The sequence below is a fragment of the Streptomyces sp. SID13031 genome (assembly GCF_010548305.1).
Classification (GTDB): Bacteria; Actinomycetota; Actinomycetes; order Propionibacteriales; family Kribbellaceae; genus Kribbella.
Genome location: NZ_JAAGLV010000001.1, coordinates 556929 through 572810, shown reverse-complemented (window position 1 = coordinate 572810; position 15882 = coordinate 556929). Strand labels below are relative to the sequence as shown.

At 68.4% G+C, this 15882-nt stretch carries 16 protein-coding genes; 6 read left to right on the top strand and 10 right to left on the bottom strand.

Features of this window, described 5'->3' with window-relative positions:
- Positions 1–3 precede the first annotated feature (3 nt).
- Both G3I17_RS02545 and G3I17_RS02540 read right to left on the bottom strand, forming a co-directional pair.
- On the bottom strand, positions 4–2058 hold the full coding sequence (locus G3I17_RS02545) for an AAA family ATPase (RefSeq protein WP_164593509.1): 2055 nt from the start codon (positions 2056–2058) through the stop codon (positions 4–6).
- A 100-nt stretch (positions 2059–2158) separates the two neighbouring features.
- Positions 2159–3676, bottom strand: a complete 1518-nt coding sequence (locus G3I17_RS02540) for a PucR family transcriptional regulator (RefSeq protein ID WP_239062090.1) — start codon at positions 3674–3676, stop codon at positions 2159–2161.
- A gap of 84 nt (positions 3677–3760) precedes the next feature.
- Between G3I17_RS02540 and gabT the strand changes: the two genes are divergently transcribed.
- Both gabT and G3I17_RS02530 read left to right on the top strand, forming a co-directional pair.
- On the top strand, positions 3761–5107 hold the full coding sequence (gene gabT / locus G3I17_RS02535) for a 4-aminobutyrate--2-oxoglutarate transaminase (protein WP_164593507.1): 1347 nt from the start codon (positions 3761–3763) through the stop codon (positions 5105–5107).
- The gene (locus G3I17_RS02530) at positions 5107–6465 is read left to right on the top strand and encodes an NAD-dependent succinate-semialdehyde dehydrogenase (RefSeq protein ID WP_164593505.1); all 1359 of its coding nucleotides are present in this window, start codon (positions 5107–5109) and stop codon (positions 6463–6465) included. Before gabT ends, G3I17_RS02530 begins: the two co-directional genes overlap by 1 nt.
- A 6-nt stretch (positions 6466–6471) precedes the next feature.
- Here G3I17_RS02530 and G3I17_RS02525 read toward each other — a convergent pair whose 3' ends face one another.
- Complete coding sequence (locus tag G3I17_RS02525; protein ID WP_164593503.1) at positions 6472–6894, bottom strand: hypothetical protein; 423 nt, start codon at positions 6892–6894, stop codon at positions 6472–6474.
- A gap of 77 nt (positions 6895–6971) precedes the next feature.
- Between G3I17_RS02525 and G3I17_RS02520 the strand changes: the two genes are divergently transcribed.
- Positions 6972–8303: an ABC transporter ATP-binding protein gene (locus tag G3I17_RS02520; RefSeq protein ID WP_203589619.1), complete on the top strand. Its 1332-nt coding sequence runs from the start codon at positions 6972–6974 to the stop codon at positions 8301–8303.
- Between the two features lie 72 nt (positions 8304–8375).
- On the opposite strand, the gene G3I17_RS02515 is transcribed toward G3I17_RS02520, so the two are convergent.
- The 4 genes from G3I17_RS02515 to G3I17_RS02500 form a co-directional block, all read right to left on the bottom strand.
- Positions 8376–9098 (bottom strand): aspartate/glutamate racemase family protein, encoded by a 723-nt coding sequence (locus tag G3I17_RS02515; protein ID WP_164593501.1) that lies wholly within the window; start codon positions 9096–9098, stop codon positions 8376–8378.
- Entirely contained in the window at positions 9095–10564 is a 1470-nt protein-coding gene (locus tag G3I17_RS02510) for an NCS1 family nucleobase:cation symporter-1 (RefSeq protein ID WP_164593499.1), read from the bottom strand. The genes G3I17_RS02515 and G3I17_RS02510 overlap by 4 nt, the downstream gene beginning before the upstream one ends.
- A gap of 98 nt (positions 10565–10662) precedes the next feature.
- A complete protein-coding gene (locus G3I17_RS02505; protein WP_164593497.1) occupies positions 10663–11367 on the bottom strand; it encodes a GntR family transcriptional regulator in 705 nt (234 codons plus the stop codon).
- A 29-nt stretch (positions 11368–11396) separates the two neighbouring features.
- Entirely contained in the window at positions 11397–12296 is a 900-nt protein-coding gene (locus G3I17_RS02500; RefSeq protein ID WP_164594166.1) for a slipin family protein, read from the bottom strand.
- Between the two features lie 247 nt (positions 12297–12543).
- Between G3I17_RS02500 and G3I17_RS02495 the strand changes: the two genes are divergently transcribed.
- Positions 12544–12753 carry a hypothetical protein gene (locus G3I17_RS02495; protein ID WP_164593495.1) on the top strand — a complete coding sequence of 70 codons (210 nt, stop codon included), beginning with the start codon at positions 12544–12546 and terminating at the stop codon, positions 12751–12753.
- Between the two features lie 9 nt (positions 12754–12762).
- On the opposite strand, the gene G3I17_RS02490 is transcribed toward G3I17_RS02495, so the two are convergent.
- The 3 genes from G3I17_RS02490 to G3I17_RS02480 all read right to left on the bottom strand — a co-directional run bounded on the left by G3I17_RS02490 (position 12763) and on the right by G3I17_RS02480 (position 14866).
- Positions 12763–13638 (bottom strand): redoxin domain-containing protein, encoded by an 876-nt coding sequence (locus G3I17_RS02490; protein WP_164593493.1) that lies wholly within the window; start codon positions 13636–13638, stop codon positions 12763–12765.
- 10 nt (positions 13639–13648) lie between these two features.
- A complete protein-coding gene (locus tag G3I17_RS02485; protein WP_164593491.1) occupies positions 13649–14101 on the bottom strand; it encodes a hypothetical protein in 453 nt (150 codons plus the stop codon).
- A gap of 84 nt (positions 14102–14185) precedes the next feature.
- Positions 14186–14866: a VOC family protein gene (locus G3I17_RS02480; RefSeq protein ID WP_164593489.1), complete on the bottom strand. Its 681-nt coding sequence runs from the start codon at positions 14864–14866 to the stop codon at positions 14186–14188.
- A 130-nt stretch (positions 14867–14996) separates the two neighbouring features.
- On the opposite strand from G3I17_RS02480, the gene G3I17_RS02475 reads away from it, so the two are divergent.
- Both G3I17_RS02475 and G3I17_RS02470 read left to right on the top strand, forming a co-directional pair.
- Positions 14997–15356 (top strand): hypothetical protein, encoded by a 360-nt coding sequence (locus tag G3I17_RS02475; protein ID WP_164593487.1) that lies wholly within the window; start codon positions 14997–14999, stop codon positions 15354–15356.
- Positions 15357–15366: 10 nt separating this feature from the next.
- Positions 15367–15819: a nitroreductase/quinone reductase family protein gene (locus G3I17_RS02470; protein ID WP_164593485.1), complete on the top strand. Its 453-nt coding sequence runs from the start codon at positions 15367–15369 to the stop codon at positions 15817–15819.
- Positions 15820–15882 lie beyond the last annotated feature (63 nt).

Here is a 15882-nt window from a genome sequence, read left to right as displayed (position 1 = left end):
ACCTCACCTTGCCACGCTCAAGGCGTCAGGCAGCGGGGTTGCGTGGACGACTCGGAGGGAGCTGACGGCGCGGGTCAGGACGACGTACAGGCGTTGGAGGCCGCGAGGTTCGGCTGCCACGATCTGAGCCGGCTCGGCGACCACGACGGAGTCGAACTCGAGTCCCTTGGCGAGCGTCGCCGGGACGCAGACCAGGCGGGTCGTGTCCATCTCGTCCTCTGTCGCGCCGAGGAGAGCGGGTTGGAGACCGGCGGCCACCAGTACGTCGTACAGGGCGGTGATCTGGTCGTCGGCGGCGATGAGGGCGACCGAGCCTTCGCCGGCGAGGGCTGTTCGGCAGGAGGCGACGAGGGTGCCGGCCAAGGACTGCTCGTCGGTCTCGACGAGGCTCAGTGAGTCGGCGACTGTGCGGACGCCGTGCGGTACGCCGAGGGTGGGGGCGATCTGGGGCAGGAGTTTCGCGGCGAAGTCGATGATCTGGTCCGGTACGCGGAAGCCCCGGTCCAGCTCGGCGACGACGGCGTCGGACTTCTCGAGGTGGCCGAGCACTCGATCCCAGGAGCCCGCGGCCCAGGGCGTGGTCGCCTGTGCGAGGTCGCCGAGGACTGTTGCCGAGCCAGTGCGGCACCGGCGGGCCAGCGCACGCAGTTGCATGGCCGACAAGTCCTGCGCCTCGTCCAGGACGAGGTGGCCGAGCGAGCCAGTGCTGCGCTCGATCAGGTCGTTGAGCTCGTCGAGCAGCAGGGTGTCCGCGACCGACCACTTCGCCGACTTCCAGGAGCGGACCGGCTTGCCCCAAAGCAAGGCAGCGCACTCGTCCGCGGTGAACTCCTCCCCCGCCGACTGCGCCAGGAACTCGGCGTTCGAGAGCAGCCGATGCAGGATCTGCTCCGGTACGACCTTGGGCCAGACCGCGTCGAGCAAGGTCTTCACGGGCTTCGAGCGGGCCACGGCATTCTGCACGCGATCATCCGGCGACTCGCCCCGCCGCTCCATCTGAACCAGTACCGCGTGCGCGACCCGCTGCGCGAGGGCGTCTCGCCCCGCCGCGTATCTCGTCGACTCGTGCAGGGCCGAGACGATCTCCGCCAACTCGTAGTCGTGCACCCGGTAGCGCTGGGATCCCTTGCTGTAAAGGATTCCCTCGGCCGGTACGCCGACGTGCGACCACAGTGCTCGTCGCAGTACGAGTGCCATCCGGGCGTCGCTCTTCAGCCGCGCGGCCGCGGGCTCGTCCACTGCCGTGGCGGGCTGCCTGATCAGTTCGTCGATGGTGATCTGGCGGACGTCGACCTCGCCGAGCGCAGGCAGGACCTTGCGGATGTAGGACAGGAACGAGCGGTTCGGCCCGACGATCACGACGCCGCCGCGACTCAACCGCTCGCGCTCGGTGTAGAGCAGGTAGGCCACGCGGTGTAGGCCGACGGCGGTCTTGCCGGTGCCGGGCGCGCCCTGCACGCAGACGCTCGGGTGCAGCGGTGCCCGGACCAGGTCGTCCTGCTCCGGCTGGATCGTGGCGACGATGTCGCGCATCGGTCCGGTGCGCGGACGTTCGATCTCGGTGCGCAGGAACGTCTCGGCCTGATCGGTCTCGACGGCCCCGATCAACGACTCGTCCTCGAAACCGGTCAGCGCGGCGTGGTCGGAGAAGCCGTAGCGGCGGCGCATGAGGAGTCGCTGGCGGTCGCTGCGGGTGGCGCGGTAGAACGGCACGGACACTGGCGCGCGCCAGTCGATGACGAGTGGTACGCCGCTGCCGTCGTGCACGTGCCGTCGACCGATGTGGATCTGGTCGTGGCCTTCGATGGTGCCGGCCTCGTAGTCGAGCCGGCCGAAGAACAGCGGAACGTCGGGCAGGTCGACGAGCGCCTGGGTGCGTTGCTTCTTGGCCCGCTCGCTCGCTTCGTTGGTAAAGCGTTCGTCGTTGTCCTCGCCACCGATCAGCGGGACGTCGCGCTCCTCCACCACGTGGTGCATGCGGGCTAGCGCCGCGCGCGCCTCGGTGAGAAAGTCTCGCTCGGCTTGGAGATCGGCGGGCAGCAGGGTGGTTTCGGCCATCACAAAGAGCCTCGAATCGTCGGGGGTGGGCAGCTGTGAGCAAGATCCCGCCCCGGAGGCCATCCGGTTCGATTCGATCTGAAAAGACAGACGATGGACGTTACCAGCGCCCCGGACCACCCGCCACCGAATATTGCAGCGCGAACCAGGCCGTCATCCTGACCTGGGGATTGTCCAGCGAATCGCCCAGCTGCGCTTCGATCTGCCGGACGCGGTTGCGGACCGTGTTCCGGTGCAGCCCCAACTCCTCAGCCACTTTCAGCCGCGACCCGTGATGGCGGAGGAAGGTCCGCAGTACCTCCAACTGCTCCTCCGTCAACGACTCCAGGTACGAAGCCGCGAACGCGGCGGCAAGGTGATCGTCCACCAGAGCGCTGAGCCCCTCGCGGACAAGCTGGCTCCACCGCACCACGGGCGAGGCGGCAGTCGCTTGAGCGAGAGCCAGCACGGCGGTTTCCCGACTCGCACCGAGACCGTCCGGTCCGGCAGTCTGGGGGCTTCGGCCATGGCCCTGCGGGCCGGCTGGGTTGCCTATTCCGACGAGGAGCCCCAGTCTCGCGAGTTCAGCTGCGATGCGCTCCGCGCCTTCCGCTGTGCTGACGACGAACAGCTCCCCCTCGACGAGCACCGCAAGCGGACACGCAGCCTCCGCCACAACCAGCCCGTCGACAACTGCGTCGTCGACAGACTGTTCGGCGGAGGCTGTTGGCGCATGGGCGGCGAGGATGGTGGGGTTGTGGGGTAGGGCGATGTCCAGCAGGAGTTCGGCGGTGCGTTGGTCGTCGGTGAGGAGGAGGGCGAAGGCGCGGGCGGCTACTCGGCGGCGGGTGTCGGTCTGGTCGCGTTGCTGTTGGGAGACGAGGGAGAGCAGGGCGCCCGCAGTACCGACCGCCCGCCGCTGTGGCTCGGTGGGACGTCCGGGGGTGCCGGTGACGAGGTAGCTTTCTGGGCGCTGGTGCAGGCCGATCGGCTGGACGACGGTCACGAATCCCGGCTCGCTCAGCGTCAGCGCCGCGTGCCTGCCTTGCGGCCGCATCGTTTTGATCCGGTTCCGGATCTCCTCCAGCTCGACAGCTCCCGGCGACCCCGCCAGCACCTGGCCATTCGGCGCCAGTAGACAGCCGACGCCGTTCAGGGATTTGGAGAGTTGGCGCAGGATCGCGGTGGCGGGATCGGAGCCCGCCGCTGCGGCAGTCAGTTGGCGTTGCAGTTCCAGGGCAGTACGGGCTGCTTGAGACTCCTCCTTCTCCAGGAGGTCGGCGGCGCGGCGGCTGATGGCGACGAAGGCGGTCAGGCGCGGGACTTCGATCAGGTTGACGCCGAGTTCCTCGCAGGCTCGGATCAGGCCTCGGGGTGGTACTCGATGGGTCAGGCCGGTGCCCAGGCCAAGTCCTGCCACGCCTGCGTCGCGGAGGCGGGTGACGTACGCGGTCCACTCACCTCGCCAGCCCGACATGGCCAGGCCGGTGGTCAGCAGCAGTTCCTCGCCTTCGAGGTACGGCGTGGGGTCCACCAGTTCGCTCGTCGCCACCCACCGCAGGCGCGCGTCAGGCCGAGGAAGGTGAAGCGGTCGCAGCGTGAGGCCTTCCTCCTCAAGCAGCGCAGACAGCGGGATCATATTGCCAGTTTTGCACAGGCCAGCCAGCAAGGTTGTGCAGAGCTGCCATCGCCAGACAGCAACCACCCGCGTCACCGTGGGCGCATGTCAGACCTCATCGAAGGCGGGCCGAAACTCCCGCAGGAGCGCCGCCTGATCACCGAGATCCCCGGCCCCCGTTCTCGCGAACTCCAGACCCGGAAAACCGCCGCCGTCGCCCAGGGCGTCGGCACCGTGCTCCCGATCTACGCCGCGGCCGCAGGTGGCGGTGTCGTCGTCGACGTGGACGGCAACTCGCTGATCGACTTCGGCTCCGGCATCGCCGTCACCACGGTCGGCAACAGCGCCCCGGCGGTGGTCGCCGCCGTCAGCAACCAGCTCAATGCCTTCACCCACACCTGCTTCATGGTCACCCCGTACGAGGGCTATCTCCAGGTCGCGGAGGCGCTCAACCGGATCACTCCGGGCAGCCACGACAAGCGGACGGCGCTGTTCAACTCGGGCGCCGAGGCTGTCGAGAACGCCGTCAAGATCGCTCGGTCGTACACCAGGAAGCAGGCCGTGGTCGCCTTCGATCACGCGTACCACGGGCGTACCAATCTGACGATGGCCATGACGGCCAAGAACCAGCCGTACAAGAACGGTTTCGGCCCCTTCGCGAGCGAGGTCTACCGGGCACCCGTGTCGTACCCGTTCCGGGACTCCGGCGTCGACGGCCCGGCGGCGGCGCAGCGCGCGATCGAGGTGATCGAGAAGCAGGTCGGCGCCGAGAACCTCGCCGCCGTGGTGATCGAGCCGATCCAGGGCGAGGGCGGCTTCGTCGTCCCCGCGCCCGGGTTCCTGCCCGCGCTGGCCGCCTGGTGCCAGGCGAACGGCGTCGTCTTCATCGCCGACGAAGTACAGACCGGCTTCGCCCGGACCGGTGACCTGTTCGCCTGCGATCACGAGGGCGTCGTCCCCGATCTCATCGTGACCGCCAAGGGCATCGCGGGCGGTCTGCCGTTGTCCGCCGTCACCGGCCGCGCCGAGATCATGGACGCTCCTCACGTCGGTGGCCTCGGCGGCACGTACGGCGGCAACCCGCTCGCCTGCGCGGCCGCCCTCGCGGTCCTCGACCTGATCGAGACCGACGACCTGAGTGGCCGCGCCCGCGAGCTCGGCCGGCTCCTGACCGATCGCTTCGAAGCCCTGCAGGCAAGCGACGCGAGGATCGGTGACGTCCGCGGCCGCGGCGCGATGATCGCGGTCGAGCTGGTCGAGCCGGGCACCCACACGCCCGACGCCGACCTGACCCGCCGGATCGCAGCCGCCGCCCACGCGCGCGGCCTGATCGTCCTCACCTGCGGCACCTACGGAAACGTCCTGCGGTTCCTCCCACCGCTCGCGATCTCCGACGAGTTGCTCACCGAGGGCCTCGACCTCCTCGACTCCGTCTTCAAGGAACTCACCTGATGCCCGGCCTGCGCACCTTCCCCGTCTACAACCCGGCCACCGAGGCGATCATCGCCGAACTACCGAACGGCACCGCCGCCGAAGCAACTGCAGCGGTCGACGCCGCAGCCGCCGCCGGCCCCGCCTGGGCCGCCACCGCACCGAGGACACGCGCCGAGGTTCTACGCCGCGCCTACGAACTCATCGTCGCGGACATCGACAAGCTGTCCGCCCTGATCACCGCCGAGAACGGCAAGTCCGAAGCCGACGCCCGCGCCGAGGTCAGCTACGCCGCCGAGTTCTTCCGCTGGTTCTCCGAGGAAGCCGTCCGGACCGAAGGCTCCTACGGCTCCTCCCCCGCCGGTGGAACCCGGACGATCGTCACCCATCGCCCGGTCGGCATCGCCGCGCTCGTGACGCCGTGGAACTTCCCCGCCGCGATGGCCACCCGCAAGATCGCGCCCGCCCTCGCCGCCGGCTGCACCGTCGTCCTCAAACCCGCCTCCGAGACACCGCTTACCGCACAGGCGATCGCCGACCTGCTGACCGCGGCCGGCGTCCCCGAGGGAGTCGTCAACGTCGTCCAGTCCGAGTCCTCCGCCGAGGTCGTGAGCACCTGGCTGGCCGATCCCCGGGTCCGCGCGCTGTCTTTCACCGGCTCGACCCGGGTCGGCAAACTGCTGCTCACGCAGGCGGCCGACCGCGTCCTCAACACCGGCCTGGAGCTGGGCGGCAACGCGCCCTTCATCGTGACCGCCGATGCCGACCTCGAAGCGGCCGTCAGCGGCGCGCTGATCGCGAAGTTCCGCAACGGCGGCCAAGCCTGTACCGCCGCCAACCGGTTCTTCGTGCACGCCGCGGTGGCCGACGAGTTCGCGACCAGGTTCGGCGAGGCGATCGACAAGCTAGAGGTCGCACCGCTGATCAATGCCAAGGCGGTCGCGGAGGTGAGCGGCCTCGTCGACGAGGCAGTCGCCGAGGGCGCCCGGATCACCAACACCGGGCCGGTCCCGGCGAACGGCTGGTACTACCCCGCCACCCTGCTGACCGGGGTCAGCCCCGGCCAGCGGATCGTGCGGGAGGAGATCTTCGGGCCGGTCGCGCCGATCATCAGTTGGACCGACGAGGCGGCGATGCTTGCCCAGGTCAATGATTCGGAGTACGGCCTGGCCGCCTACGTGTACGCCGGCCGGCTGCAGGACGCCCTGCGGATCGCCGAGTCCGTCGAGGCCGGCATGGTCGGCGTGAACCGTGGCGTCGTCTCCGACCCGGCCGCTCCGTTCGGTGGTCTCAAACAGAGCGGCCTCGGCCGCGAGGGCGCCCGCGAAGGCATCCGCGAGTACCAGGAGACCCAGTACTTCTCAGTCGACTTCAGCTGAGAAGAATCAGCCCTCGATCTCACCCAGCCGGAGCTCCAGCAACTGCTTCAGCGGCAGCGATTCACCGTCGCGGGCGCCGAGACCGACGATCAGGGGCGGGTCGGAGGGAAGTACGTGGACACCGGCGAGGCGGGACCTGAGGCTCGACTGGGTGCCGAGGATGTAGAAGTTGCCGTCGGCATCCACGGCGAGAGACTCGTTCCGGCGGAGGTACCAGCCGGTAATGCCGGTCCGGTAGCTGGCGCCCGATCCGACCACCGGGGCTCTCAGCGGGCGCGGCTCGATGCCCAGGGCCTCCATCTTCGCGATGAAGCCGGCCAGCAACTCCCGGGCCTGGGCGGTCTCGGCCGCCTTGCGCCGCTGGAGCGCCTCACCCTGGGCCGCCGATGCCTCCCGCCGCCTGTCCCGCCAGCTCGCCTCGTTGTCCATCCTGCAAGCGTATTCGCGGAGGCCTGGACAAGCTTCGCGTGGGGCGGTGTACTCACCTCAGCCCGAAAGGGGTGGGGATGACGGCTATCCGGCTGGACTCAGTCTCGAAGACGTACGACGGCAAGTATCCGGCTGTGAACGACGTGTCACTGAACGTTGCCGACGGCGAGTTCATGGTGCTGCTCGGACCATCCGGCTGCGGCAAGACGACGCTGTTGCGGATGATCGCGGGCCTCGAGGAGGTCACCGCCGGCGACCTGTGGTTCGGGCGCACCAATGGCACCGAGCTGTCTCCCAAGGACCGCGGCGTCGCGCTGGTTTTCCAGAACGGCGCGCTGTACCCGAACCGGACCGCGCGGGAGAACATCATGTTCCCGTTGCGGATGGCCGGCGAGGAGCCGGCCGAGGCGAGCGCGAAGGCGGCCGGGCTGGCCCGGATCCTGCGGATCGAGGGCGCTCTCGACCGGTTGCCGCGGACGCTGTCCGGCGGCCAGCGGCAACGGGTCGCGATCGGCCGGGCGATCGTCCGGCAACCGCGGATCTTCCTGATGGACGAGCCGCTGTCCAACCTCGACGCGACCCTGCGAACCGAGCTGCGGCAGGAGATCGGCGCGATGGCCCGCGACCTCAACGTCACCACGGTCTACGTCACCCACGACCAGATCGAGGCGCTCACGCTGGCCGACCGGATCACCGTCATGCGCGACGGCCGGATCGAGGACGTCGGGACTCCCGACGAGGTCTTCAACGATCCGGCGACCGCGTTCTCCGCCGGATTCCTGGGCACTCCGCGGATCAACCTGATGTCCGCGGTGGTCCGGGTGACCGCTCATCACCGGGTCAGTCTCGACTTCGGCGACCAGTCGATCCCGTTGCCGCCGATCGACCGCCGGTCGCTGATCCTCAGCAGCCACGACGGCGCCAAGGTCATCGTGGGCGCCCGCTCGGATGCGTTCACCGTGGCGGCTGCCGGCAGCGGACCGGGCCAGCTCGCGGGCAAGCTGCGAACACTGGAGTTCCACGGAAACCAGTGGATCGCCTTCGTCGAGTGCGGCGTCGAGATGCTCAACCCGGATCTGGTCGGGGTGATCGCACTACCCCGTACGCCGAAACGACTGGCCTTCGCCGACGGTGGCCCGCGAACGCGGCACGCGGCGCCCCACCTGTCCCGCCTCACCAGCCGGCTGGCGGGTTTGCGGTCCAAGGCCAGAACCCGCCTGGGCCGGCTGGACCTGTCGACCGAGCCCGAGCCGACCGCCACCGCGACCCACCGGCGAGCCGACCTGGTCCTCGAGATCAATCCGGCCGCCGGCCTGCAGACGGGCTCCAGAGTCCACCTCGCAGTGGACACCTCCCGCTTGCACATCTTCGACGAATCCGGTCACCGCGTGGACCGGGTCACCCGCTAGGGATCAGTGCCACTGGTTGCCCCAGGCAACATGTCCTCGACGCCGCTGATCTCGTTGGTCGCGCGGACGTACTCAGCTTGAGAGCAGCCGCTCGCCCTCGAGCCGGGCGGGCGGATACGCGAACTCGTTTCCCTTGCCGGTCGTGAGGCGCATCCGGATCAATCCCTCGACGGTGATTGTCGCCGCTGCCACCCCGTCGACCACGCTGACGCCCAGCTGGGCCGACAGGTCGTGACACAGGTCGGCCATTCCCGCGCACCCCAGCACGATCGCGTCGGAGCCGTCCTTGGCGAGCGCCTCCTCGCAGGCGCGCAGTATGGTCGCCCGGGCGACCGGATCGGTTTCGAGATCGAGCACCGCGAGGTCGGTCGCGTGGATGCCCAGGCAGGATCGTGCGGCGCCGTACTCGTCGAGCAGGTCGCGGGTGTGCCCGACGCTGCGGGACAACGTGGTGACGATGCTGAAGCCGCGGCCCAGATAGCTCGCCACCCGGATACCGGCCTCGGCGATGCCGACCACCGGGCCGACCGCCAGCTCGCGAGCCGCCTTCAGGCCCGGGTCGCCGAAGCAGGCGATCACATAACCGTCGTACCCGGCGGCCTCTCCGGCGGCGATCTCCTCCAGTACACCCGGTACTGCGAACGCCTCGTCCGTGTGACTCTCGATCGCCGCGGGGCCTTGGCGCGGACTCACCGCGTCGACGGTGACGCCCGGGCCTGCGGCGGCTCGAGCGCACTCCCCGATCTTGGCCGTCATCGAGGCCGTCGTGTTGGCGTTGATGACCTTGATCCTCAAGCCGGTACCCGCTCGACGGCACCGACGCCGGCCCGCTTCGCGAGCAGCGTGTAGATCCCGAAGCCGACACCGCAGCCGATGAACCAGCTGTAATCGCTGACCCACAAGGCCGCGTCGAGCCAGCGAGGTACGAGTACCGAGCCGACGGCGATCAGCCCGGCGGCGATCACGGAGTAGACGGCGACCGGGTTGTAGCCCTTCGAGTAGTAGTACTCGCCGTCCTCAGCCATCGTGAACAGGTCGTCCACCACCAGCCGCTGCTTGCGGATCAGGTAGAAGTCGGCGATCAGGATGCCGAAGAGCGGGCCGATCAGCGCGCCGAGGATGCCGAGCGTGTAGTGGATGGCGGTGTCGTTGTTGTACCAGTTCCACGGCGTCAGCAGGACCGAACCGACCGCCGCGATCATGCCGCCCATCCGCCAGCTGATCCGCTGCGGGCTGACGTTGGAGAAGTCGAAGGCGGGCGAGATGAAGTTCGCCACGATGTTGATGCCGACGGTCGCGGTGACGAAGGTGGAGGCGCCGAGCAGGATCGCGAAGGTGCTGTCGATCCGCTGCACGGTCTGGATCGGGTCGGTGATGAGTTCGCCGAACACCGGCACCGTCGCGGCCGCGGTGAGCACGGTCAGCAGCGAGAAGAAGACGAAGTTCAGCGGCAGCCCCCACAGGTTGCCCTTCTTCACCGCGGCGAAGCTCTTGCCGTAGCGGGAGAAGTCGCCGAAGTTCAGCATCGGGCCGGAGAAGTACGACACCACCAGAGCGATCGCGCCGAACATCGTGCCGACGGTCGTCCAGCCCGACAGGTGGTGGTCGGCCAGGTTGAGGTCGATCTTGAAGTCGGCCTTGAAAAGCAGGTAGACGCACAACGCGAGCATCGTGACGTAGACGGCCGGGCCGGCGAAGTCGATGAACTTGCGGATGCTGTCCATCCCGCGCCAGAACAGGGCCGCCTGGGCGACCCACAGGATGGCGAATCCGGCGTACCCGAGCGTGGACAGACCGAGGAACCCGTGCTGGTCGACGTCGGCCCAGGGCGCGAGCCCGGGCCAGAGCTTGAGGAACACGATGTTGAGCGACGCGGCGGCGAGGAAGGTCTGCACGCCGTACCAGGCGACCGCGATCAGGCCGCGGATGATGGCCGGGATGTTGGCGCCCCGGACCCCGAAGGAGACCCGGCTGACGACCGGGTACGGGACCCCGGTGAGCTGGCTCGGTTTGGCGATCAGGTTGGCGAAGAACTGGACGATGCAGATGCCGGCGATCAGGCAGACGAACACCTGCCAGCTGGTCAGGCCGAGCGCGAACAGGCTGCCCGCGGTCAGATAGCCGCCGACGCTGTGCACATCGGACATCCAGAAGGCGAAGATGTTGTACGACGACCAGGTCTGCTGCCGCAGTGGCGCCAGATCCTCGTTGGTCAGCCGGGGATCGTACCCACGCTCCGGGACGGTCAGGGTCTCTGTCATGGCAGCGACGGTAGGGAGCACTCGTTTCGTCCGGGTGCGCCGCGGGTTTAGCCGGGATTTCCGCTCAAATATAGGAGCGGCCATCGATGAACACCGGATTACGCCGGGTCGGCGAAGCACTCCGGGTCGTCGGCGAACCGCGCGATCGCTTCGCCGAGGTGCGCATAGTGCCGGTCCGACTCGGCCACCAGCGTATCCGCGTCGCGGGCCAGGAACGCATCGACCATCCGCTCATGCTCCGCGTGCAACTCGGCCCGCTCCTGCTCCGGTACGCGGGACATCGGCCTGGCCGACTGGGTGATGTTCCACGCGGACTCGTACATCCTGATCAGCCGGTGCATCCCGGATGGCTGGATGAGCGCCAGGTGGAAACGGCGCGCGGCGACGTCGTACTCGCGTTCGTCGCCACGCTCCACGGCCCGCGCGAGCTCCTCGCGGACGGCGAGCAGCCGCTCGTCGTCACCAGGACGAGCGGTAGCCGTCGCCGCCCTCAGCGCCGCCGACTCGAGTGCCTGCCGTACGTCGTACAGCTCGCGAAACTCGTGGAAGGTCAGCTTCGCCACGCTGTAGCCGATGTGCGGCCGGTGCTCGACCAGTTCCTCGGCCAGCAAGGTCTTGAGCGCCTCACGGACCGGGATCGGGCTCACGCCGAAGAAGGCCGCGACCTCATCGATCGGAATCGGCGTGCCGGGCGGCTGCTCGCCGGTGAGGATGGCACGCCGCAGGTCGTTCTCGAGCTGCGGCGTCTCCCCGGCGCCGACACTCCGCACCAGCCTCGAGGCGAACGCCGACCGTCTTCGCATCCCCTGACAATAGGGCTTGGGGACTGTTCCTAAGTAGGGACAGCCTCGGTCGGTTCGGGGACCGCAGCCAGTTCCGCGACCGGTGGAGCCGATGACGTCACCGCCGGTACCGGCGTGCCGTTCTTCACGGCTGGTGCCTGCTCGACCGGTGCTGCCGCGGCCGGCTTGGCGCTCTCTGCCGGCGTCGAGCGCTCCAGAAACCGGAGCAACTCGACGGGGAACGGCAGCACCAGCGTCGAGTTCTTCTCGGCAGCGACCTCGACGACAGTCTGCAACAAGCGCAGTTGCAGCGCGGCCGGATGGTCTGCCATCACTTCGGCGGCCTGCGCGAGTTTCTCCGACGCCTGCAGTTCGCCGTCGGCGGTGATGATCCGGGCCCGGCGTTCGCGCTCGGCCTCGGCCTGGCGCGACATCGAACGCTTCATCGTCTCCGGCAACGCGACGTCCTTGATCTCGACCCGCTCGATCTGCACGCCCCAGTCGAGTGCGGGGCTGTCGATCATCAGCTCCATGCCCTGGTTGAGCCGTTCCCGGTTGGACAGCAGGTCGTCCAGGTCGCTCTTGCCGATGATCGATCGCAGGGAGGTCTGGGCCACCTGGGCGATCGCGGAGATGTAGTCCTGGACGTCGACGGTGGCCCGGACCGGATCGATGACGCTGAAGTAGACGACCGCGTCGACGCGGACCGTCACGTTGTCGCGGGTGATGCCGTCCTGGGCGGGCACCGGCATCGTGACGATCTGCATGTTGACCTTCTGCAGCCGATCGGCGATCGGCATCAGCATCGCCAGCCCCGGGCCCCGGACCTCCGGGCGGACCCGTCCGAACCGGAACACGACGCCGCGCTCGAACTGCTTGACGACGCGGAAGCTGATAGCCGACCCGATCAGGCCGACGACCAGTGCCGTGATGAGTACGTAGAGGATGATCACTTCTGCTCCCCGCACGAATCGATGCCGCCGGCAGGGTGAATCCGGGCCGGCCTCAGCGAACTCGAGCGATCCGCGCACCTCCATCGTAACTCGCGCTATCAGGCGTTTCAGGGTGTCAGAGTGACCACCGTCCCGGTCGTGCGGGCTGATCGCTGCGGCCCTCCTCGATTGGCTGAGCACGCAGCAGGTGAACACTTCATGAACGGGATTGAACCAAACCGGTTGACGGCGTACTTGTAGAAGTATGAACCGCTCAGAGGAAGACCGTGCGATCCGTGAGATCGTCGGGCGACTCACAGAGGTGTTTCCCGGCCTCTCTCCCGACACCGTCGAACGAGCCGTCGTCGAGAGCCGGCCCGAGTTCGACGGCAATCCCATCCGCGACTACGTGCCGCTGTTCGTCGAACGCGCCGCCAAGCACCGGTTGCAGGCGCTGACGACGACCGCGCACTGAGGAGGACGACTAGCCGAAGGTGAACGCGTAGGCCTCGGCGCCGGCCGCCAGGAAGGTGATCTCCACCGTCCGCTCCCGGATCGCGTCACCTTGCCGCACGAGCTGGTACAACCGGCCGTCCCGCAAAAATCCGTTGCCATCAGCATCGACATCCAGACCGTGTGACGCGCCGGGGGCCTCGCCGTCGAGACGTACCCGGAAGGGAATGGGATCCCGCCTTCTCGACGACAGGACGAGATGTACATCCCTTGCGTGGAAGCGATAGGCGATACTTCCACCGGGTCGATCGAGGACGACCTGCTCTCGCCCGATCGTCCATTCGCCGGCGAGGCCCGCGAACTGCTCACCCCGCGCGTACCCCAGATACGTTTCAGGAGTCCGCAGCTGCGCCCAGTCCGCCGCCGCCTCCACGCCGATTCCCTCGACTGAGACCAGCTCACGATCGATCCCGAGCAGCTGCTGGATGACGCGCTCGGACTGCTCGTACCGGCCTTCGCCGAAGTGGTGGTCGCGGATGACGCCGTCGCGGTCCACGAAGTACAGGGCGGGCCAGTAGTGGTTGGCGAAAGCGGTCCAGACCCCATAGTCGTTGTCGAGGGCAACCGGGTAGTCGATCTCCCGCTCGGCGACCGCCCGCCGGACCCGCTCGAGCTGATGCTCGAACGAGAACTCCGGGGTGTGCACGCCGACGACTACCAGGCCGTCCTCGCGGTACGCCCGGGACCAGGCCCGGACGTACGGCTCGGTGCGCAGCCAGTTGATGCAGGTCAGCGTCCAGAAATCGACCAGCACGACGCGACCGCGCAGCGAGGCCGACGTCACCGGCTCGGAGTTCAGCCAGCCCGTCGCCCGGTCGAACGACGGCATGTGCAGCCCTGCGAACATGACTTCCCTCTCAGCCGGCGTTGGCCGCCCTTTGCTCGATCGCGCGGAGCGTCTTCCCGAAGGCCTTGCCGAGGATGCTCTGGCCGGCGACGGACAGCAGCAGCCCCAGCGCCTTGCCCTTGAGACCCATCCCCACCCGGTCCACCGTGACGGCCACGTCGGTCTTGCCGTCGGGCCGCTCGGTCAGCGTGTAGGCGTGGCCGGAGCCGGGTCCCCACAGGTTGGACTCGGTGGTCTTGAGGACGATGTGGTGCGGGTCGGTCCAGTCGTACGTCAGCCGCTCCCAGATCCCGTTCGATCCTTCGGTGACGTCGGCGTGGCCAGGCCCCTGGTCGTGCACCTTCAGGTAGTTGTCGGTGCTGTTGCCGAACAGCTCCCCACGACCCGGGCCGAAGTCGGTGAGGCCGGCGATGAACTGCTCAGGCGTCGCGGTGGTCGTCTGAGTGAAGCGAATGGTGGCCATCTTCGTACGATAGCGCCGGCGAGGCGGGATGGCGGCCGCCTCGCCTCGCCCTGCTGAGCTCCTTCGGTGGGCTACTTCGGTGGGCTACTTCGGGAGCTCCGCGCCGGTCTGCTCGGCGACCATGTAGGCGGCGTACCAGGCCGGCCACTCCACGTCGTGCTCGCCGGTGAGCTTCTCGTGCTCGCCATGGGCGGTCGCCGCCCGGACCAGCGCGTCCTCGAGGTCCTTCACCGAGGCGTACGACGTCTCACCGGAGTCGATACGGCCGGGCAGGCGCTGGGTGATCTCCTGCAGCAGCCAGGTGTTGCCATCCGGGTCGCTGAAGGTGGCGAAGGAGCCGTAGCTGGCGCCGTCCTCCGCCCGGCCTTTGCCGCGACCGGCGCCGCCGTCGTCGGACAGGAACTGCGCCCCCGGCGCCACCGGGTGGAACACCTCGCTGACCTCGGCTCCACGCGCAACGAGCTCCGCCCGGGCCGCGTCGATGTCGGAGACGATCAGGTAGAGGCCCTGAGCCGAACCGACCGGCGCCGAGCTGACCTTCGACCCGAACTGCACCGACGCCGGCGAGCCCGGCGAGGTGAACTGGACGACCCGGAAGCCGTTGTCGAAGGCGAAGTCCGCGTCCAGCCGCCAGCCCAGGTTGCCGTAGAACGCCTTCGCCCGATCGACATCCGTGACCGGGATGACGATCGCCTCGAGCTTCAGGTCGACGACCCCGGCGCCGCTGTTCGTGCTCGCATCGTCACTGGTTTCGGTACCGCTCATCGCGTCCTCCTGAGTACGACTACGAACCCCCAGATCCAGCCCCACTCTCGCACCACTCGACCCCCTGGTCACCAGATCGGGACCATCGCAAGGCTGGCGGGCTGGCCGCCGCAGGCGCATCATCGGCTGTATGGCGCGGTACCACGTACGGGTGCGGGTACGAACGGGCTGGCCCGCGTCCGCGGGCGACCTTTACGCGACCCGGTACGCCGCTCGCCGGCTGCCGCGACCGATGCGCCTGCTCTCCACCCTCTGCTACGTCGAAGGCGACGTCGAGTTCACCCTCCGGACCCGCTGCCAGACCCCGGCGATGGCGATCCAGCAGGTCCGGCTCGCCCTCCCGATGCTGCGGTTGCGCCGCGAAACGGTTCGCCGGATCGACGTCCTGCGAATCCACCCGCTCCCCTCGTACCGGTTCGTACTGGCCAGTTGGACCCCGCTCCCAGATCGATCACGAATCGAGAAGCGGCGGTCCGCGGGCGGCGTCTAGCGTCAGCGGCATGGAGAACACGAAGCAGCAGAAGAGCAGCAAGCCCGGACGGTTCTCGCGCTGGATGCAGCACCGGATGAACGCCCGGATGAACACCAAGGTCCGCAATGACCGCGGCACCTTCATGGGGATGGACGTGCTGATCCTGCACACCGTTGGCCGGCACAGCGGCGAGCGGCGGGAGTCCCCGTTGGCGTGGTTCGCCGACGGCGACAGCAGGCTGATTATCGCGTCAGGAGGCGGGAATCAGCACCCCGACTGGTTCGCCAACCTGATCTCCCACCCCGACCAGGTGGCGATCGAACTTCCCGGTAGCAAGAGCGTCCCGGTCACCGCGGACCGACTCGAAGGCACCGATCGCGAGCAGGCCTGGCAGCTCATCGCGACCGCCCAGCCACGGATAGCGAAATACCAGGCCAAGTCCGAGCGGGTCTACCCGGTACTGCGGCTGACCCCTCGCTGAACTGTTCAAGTTCTGTTTGCCTTGGGCGTCCACCATCGGGGCCCATCGATGTCCAAGGAGCAC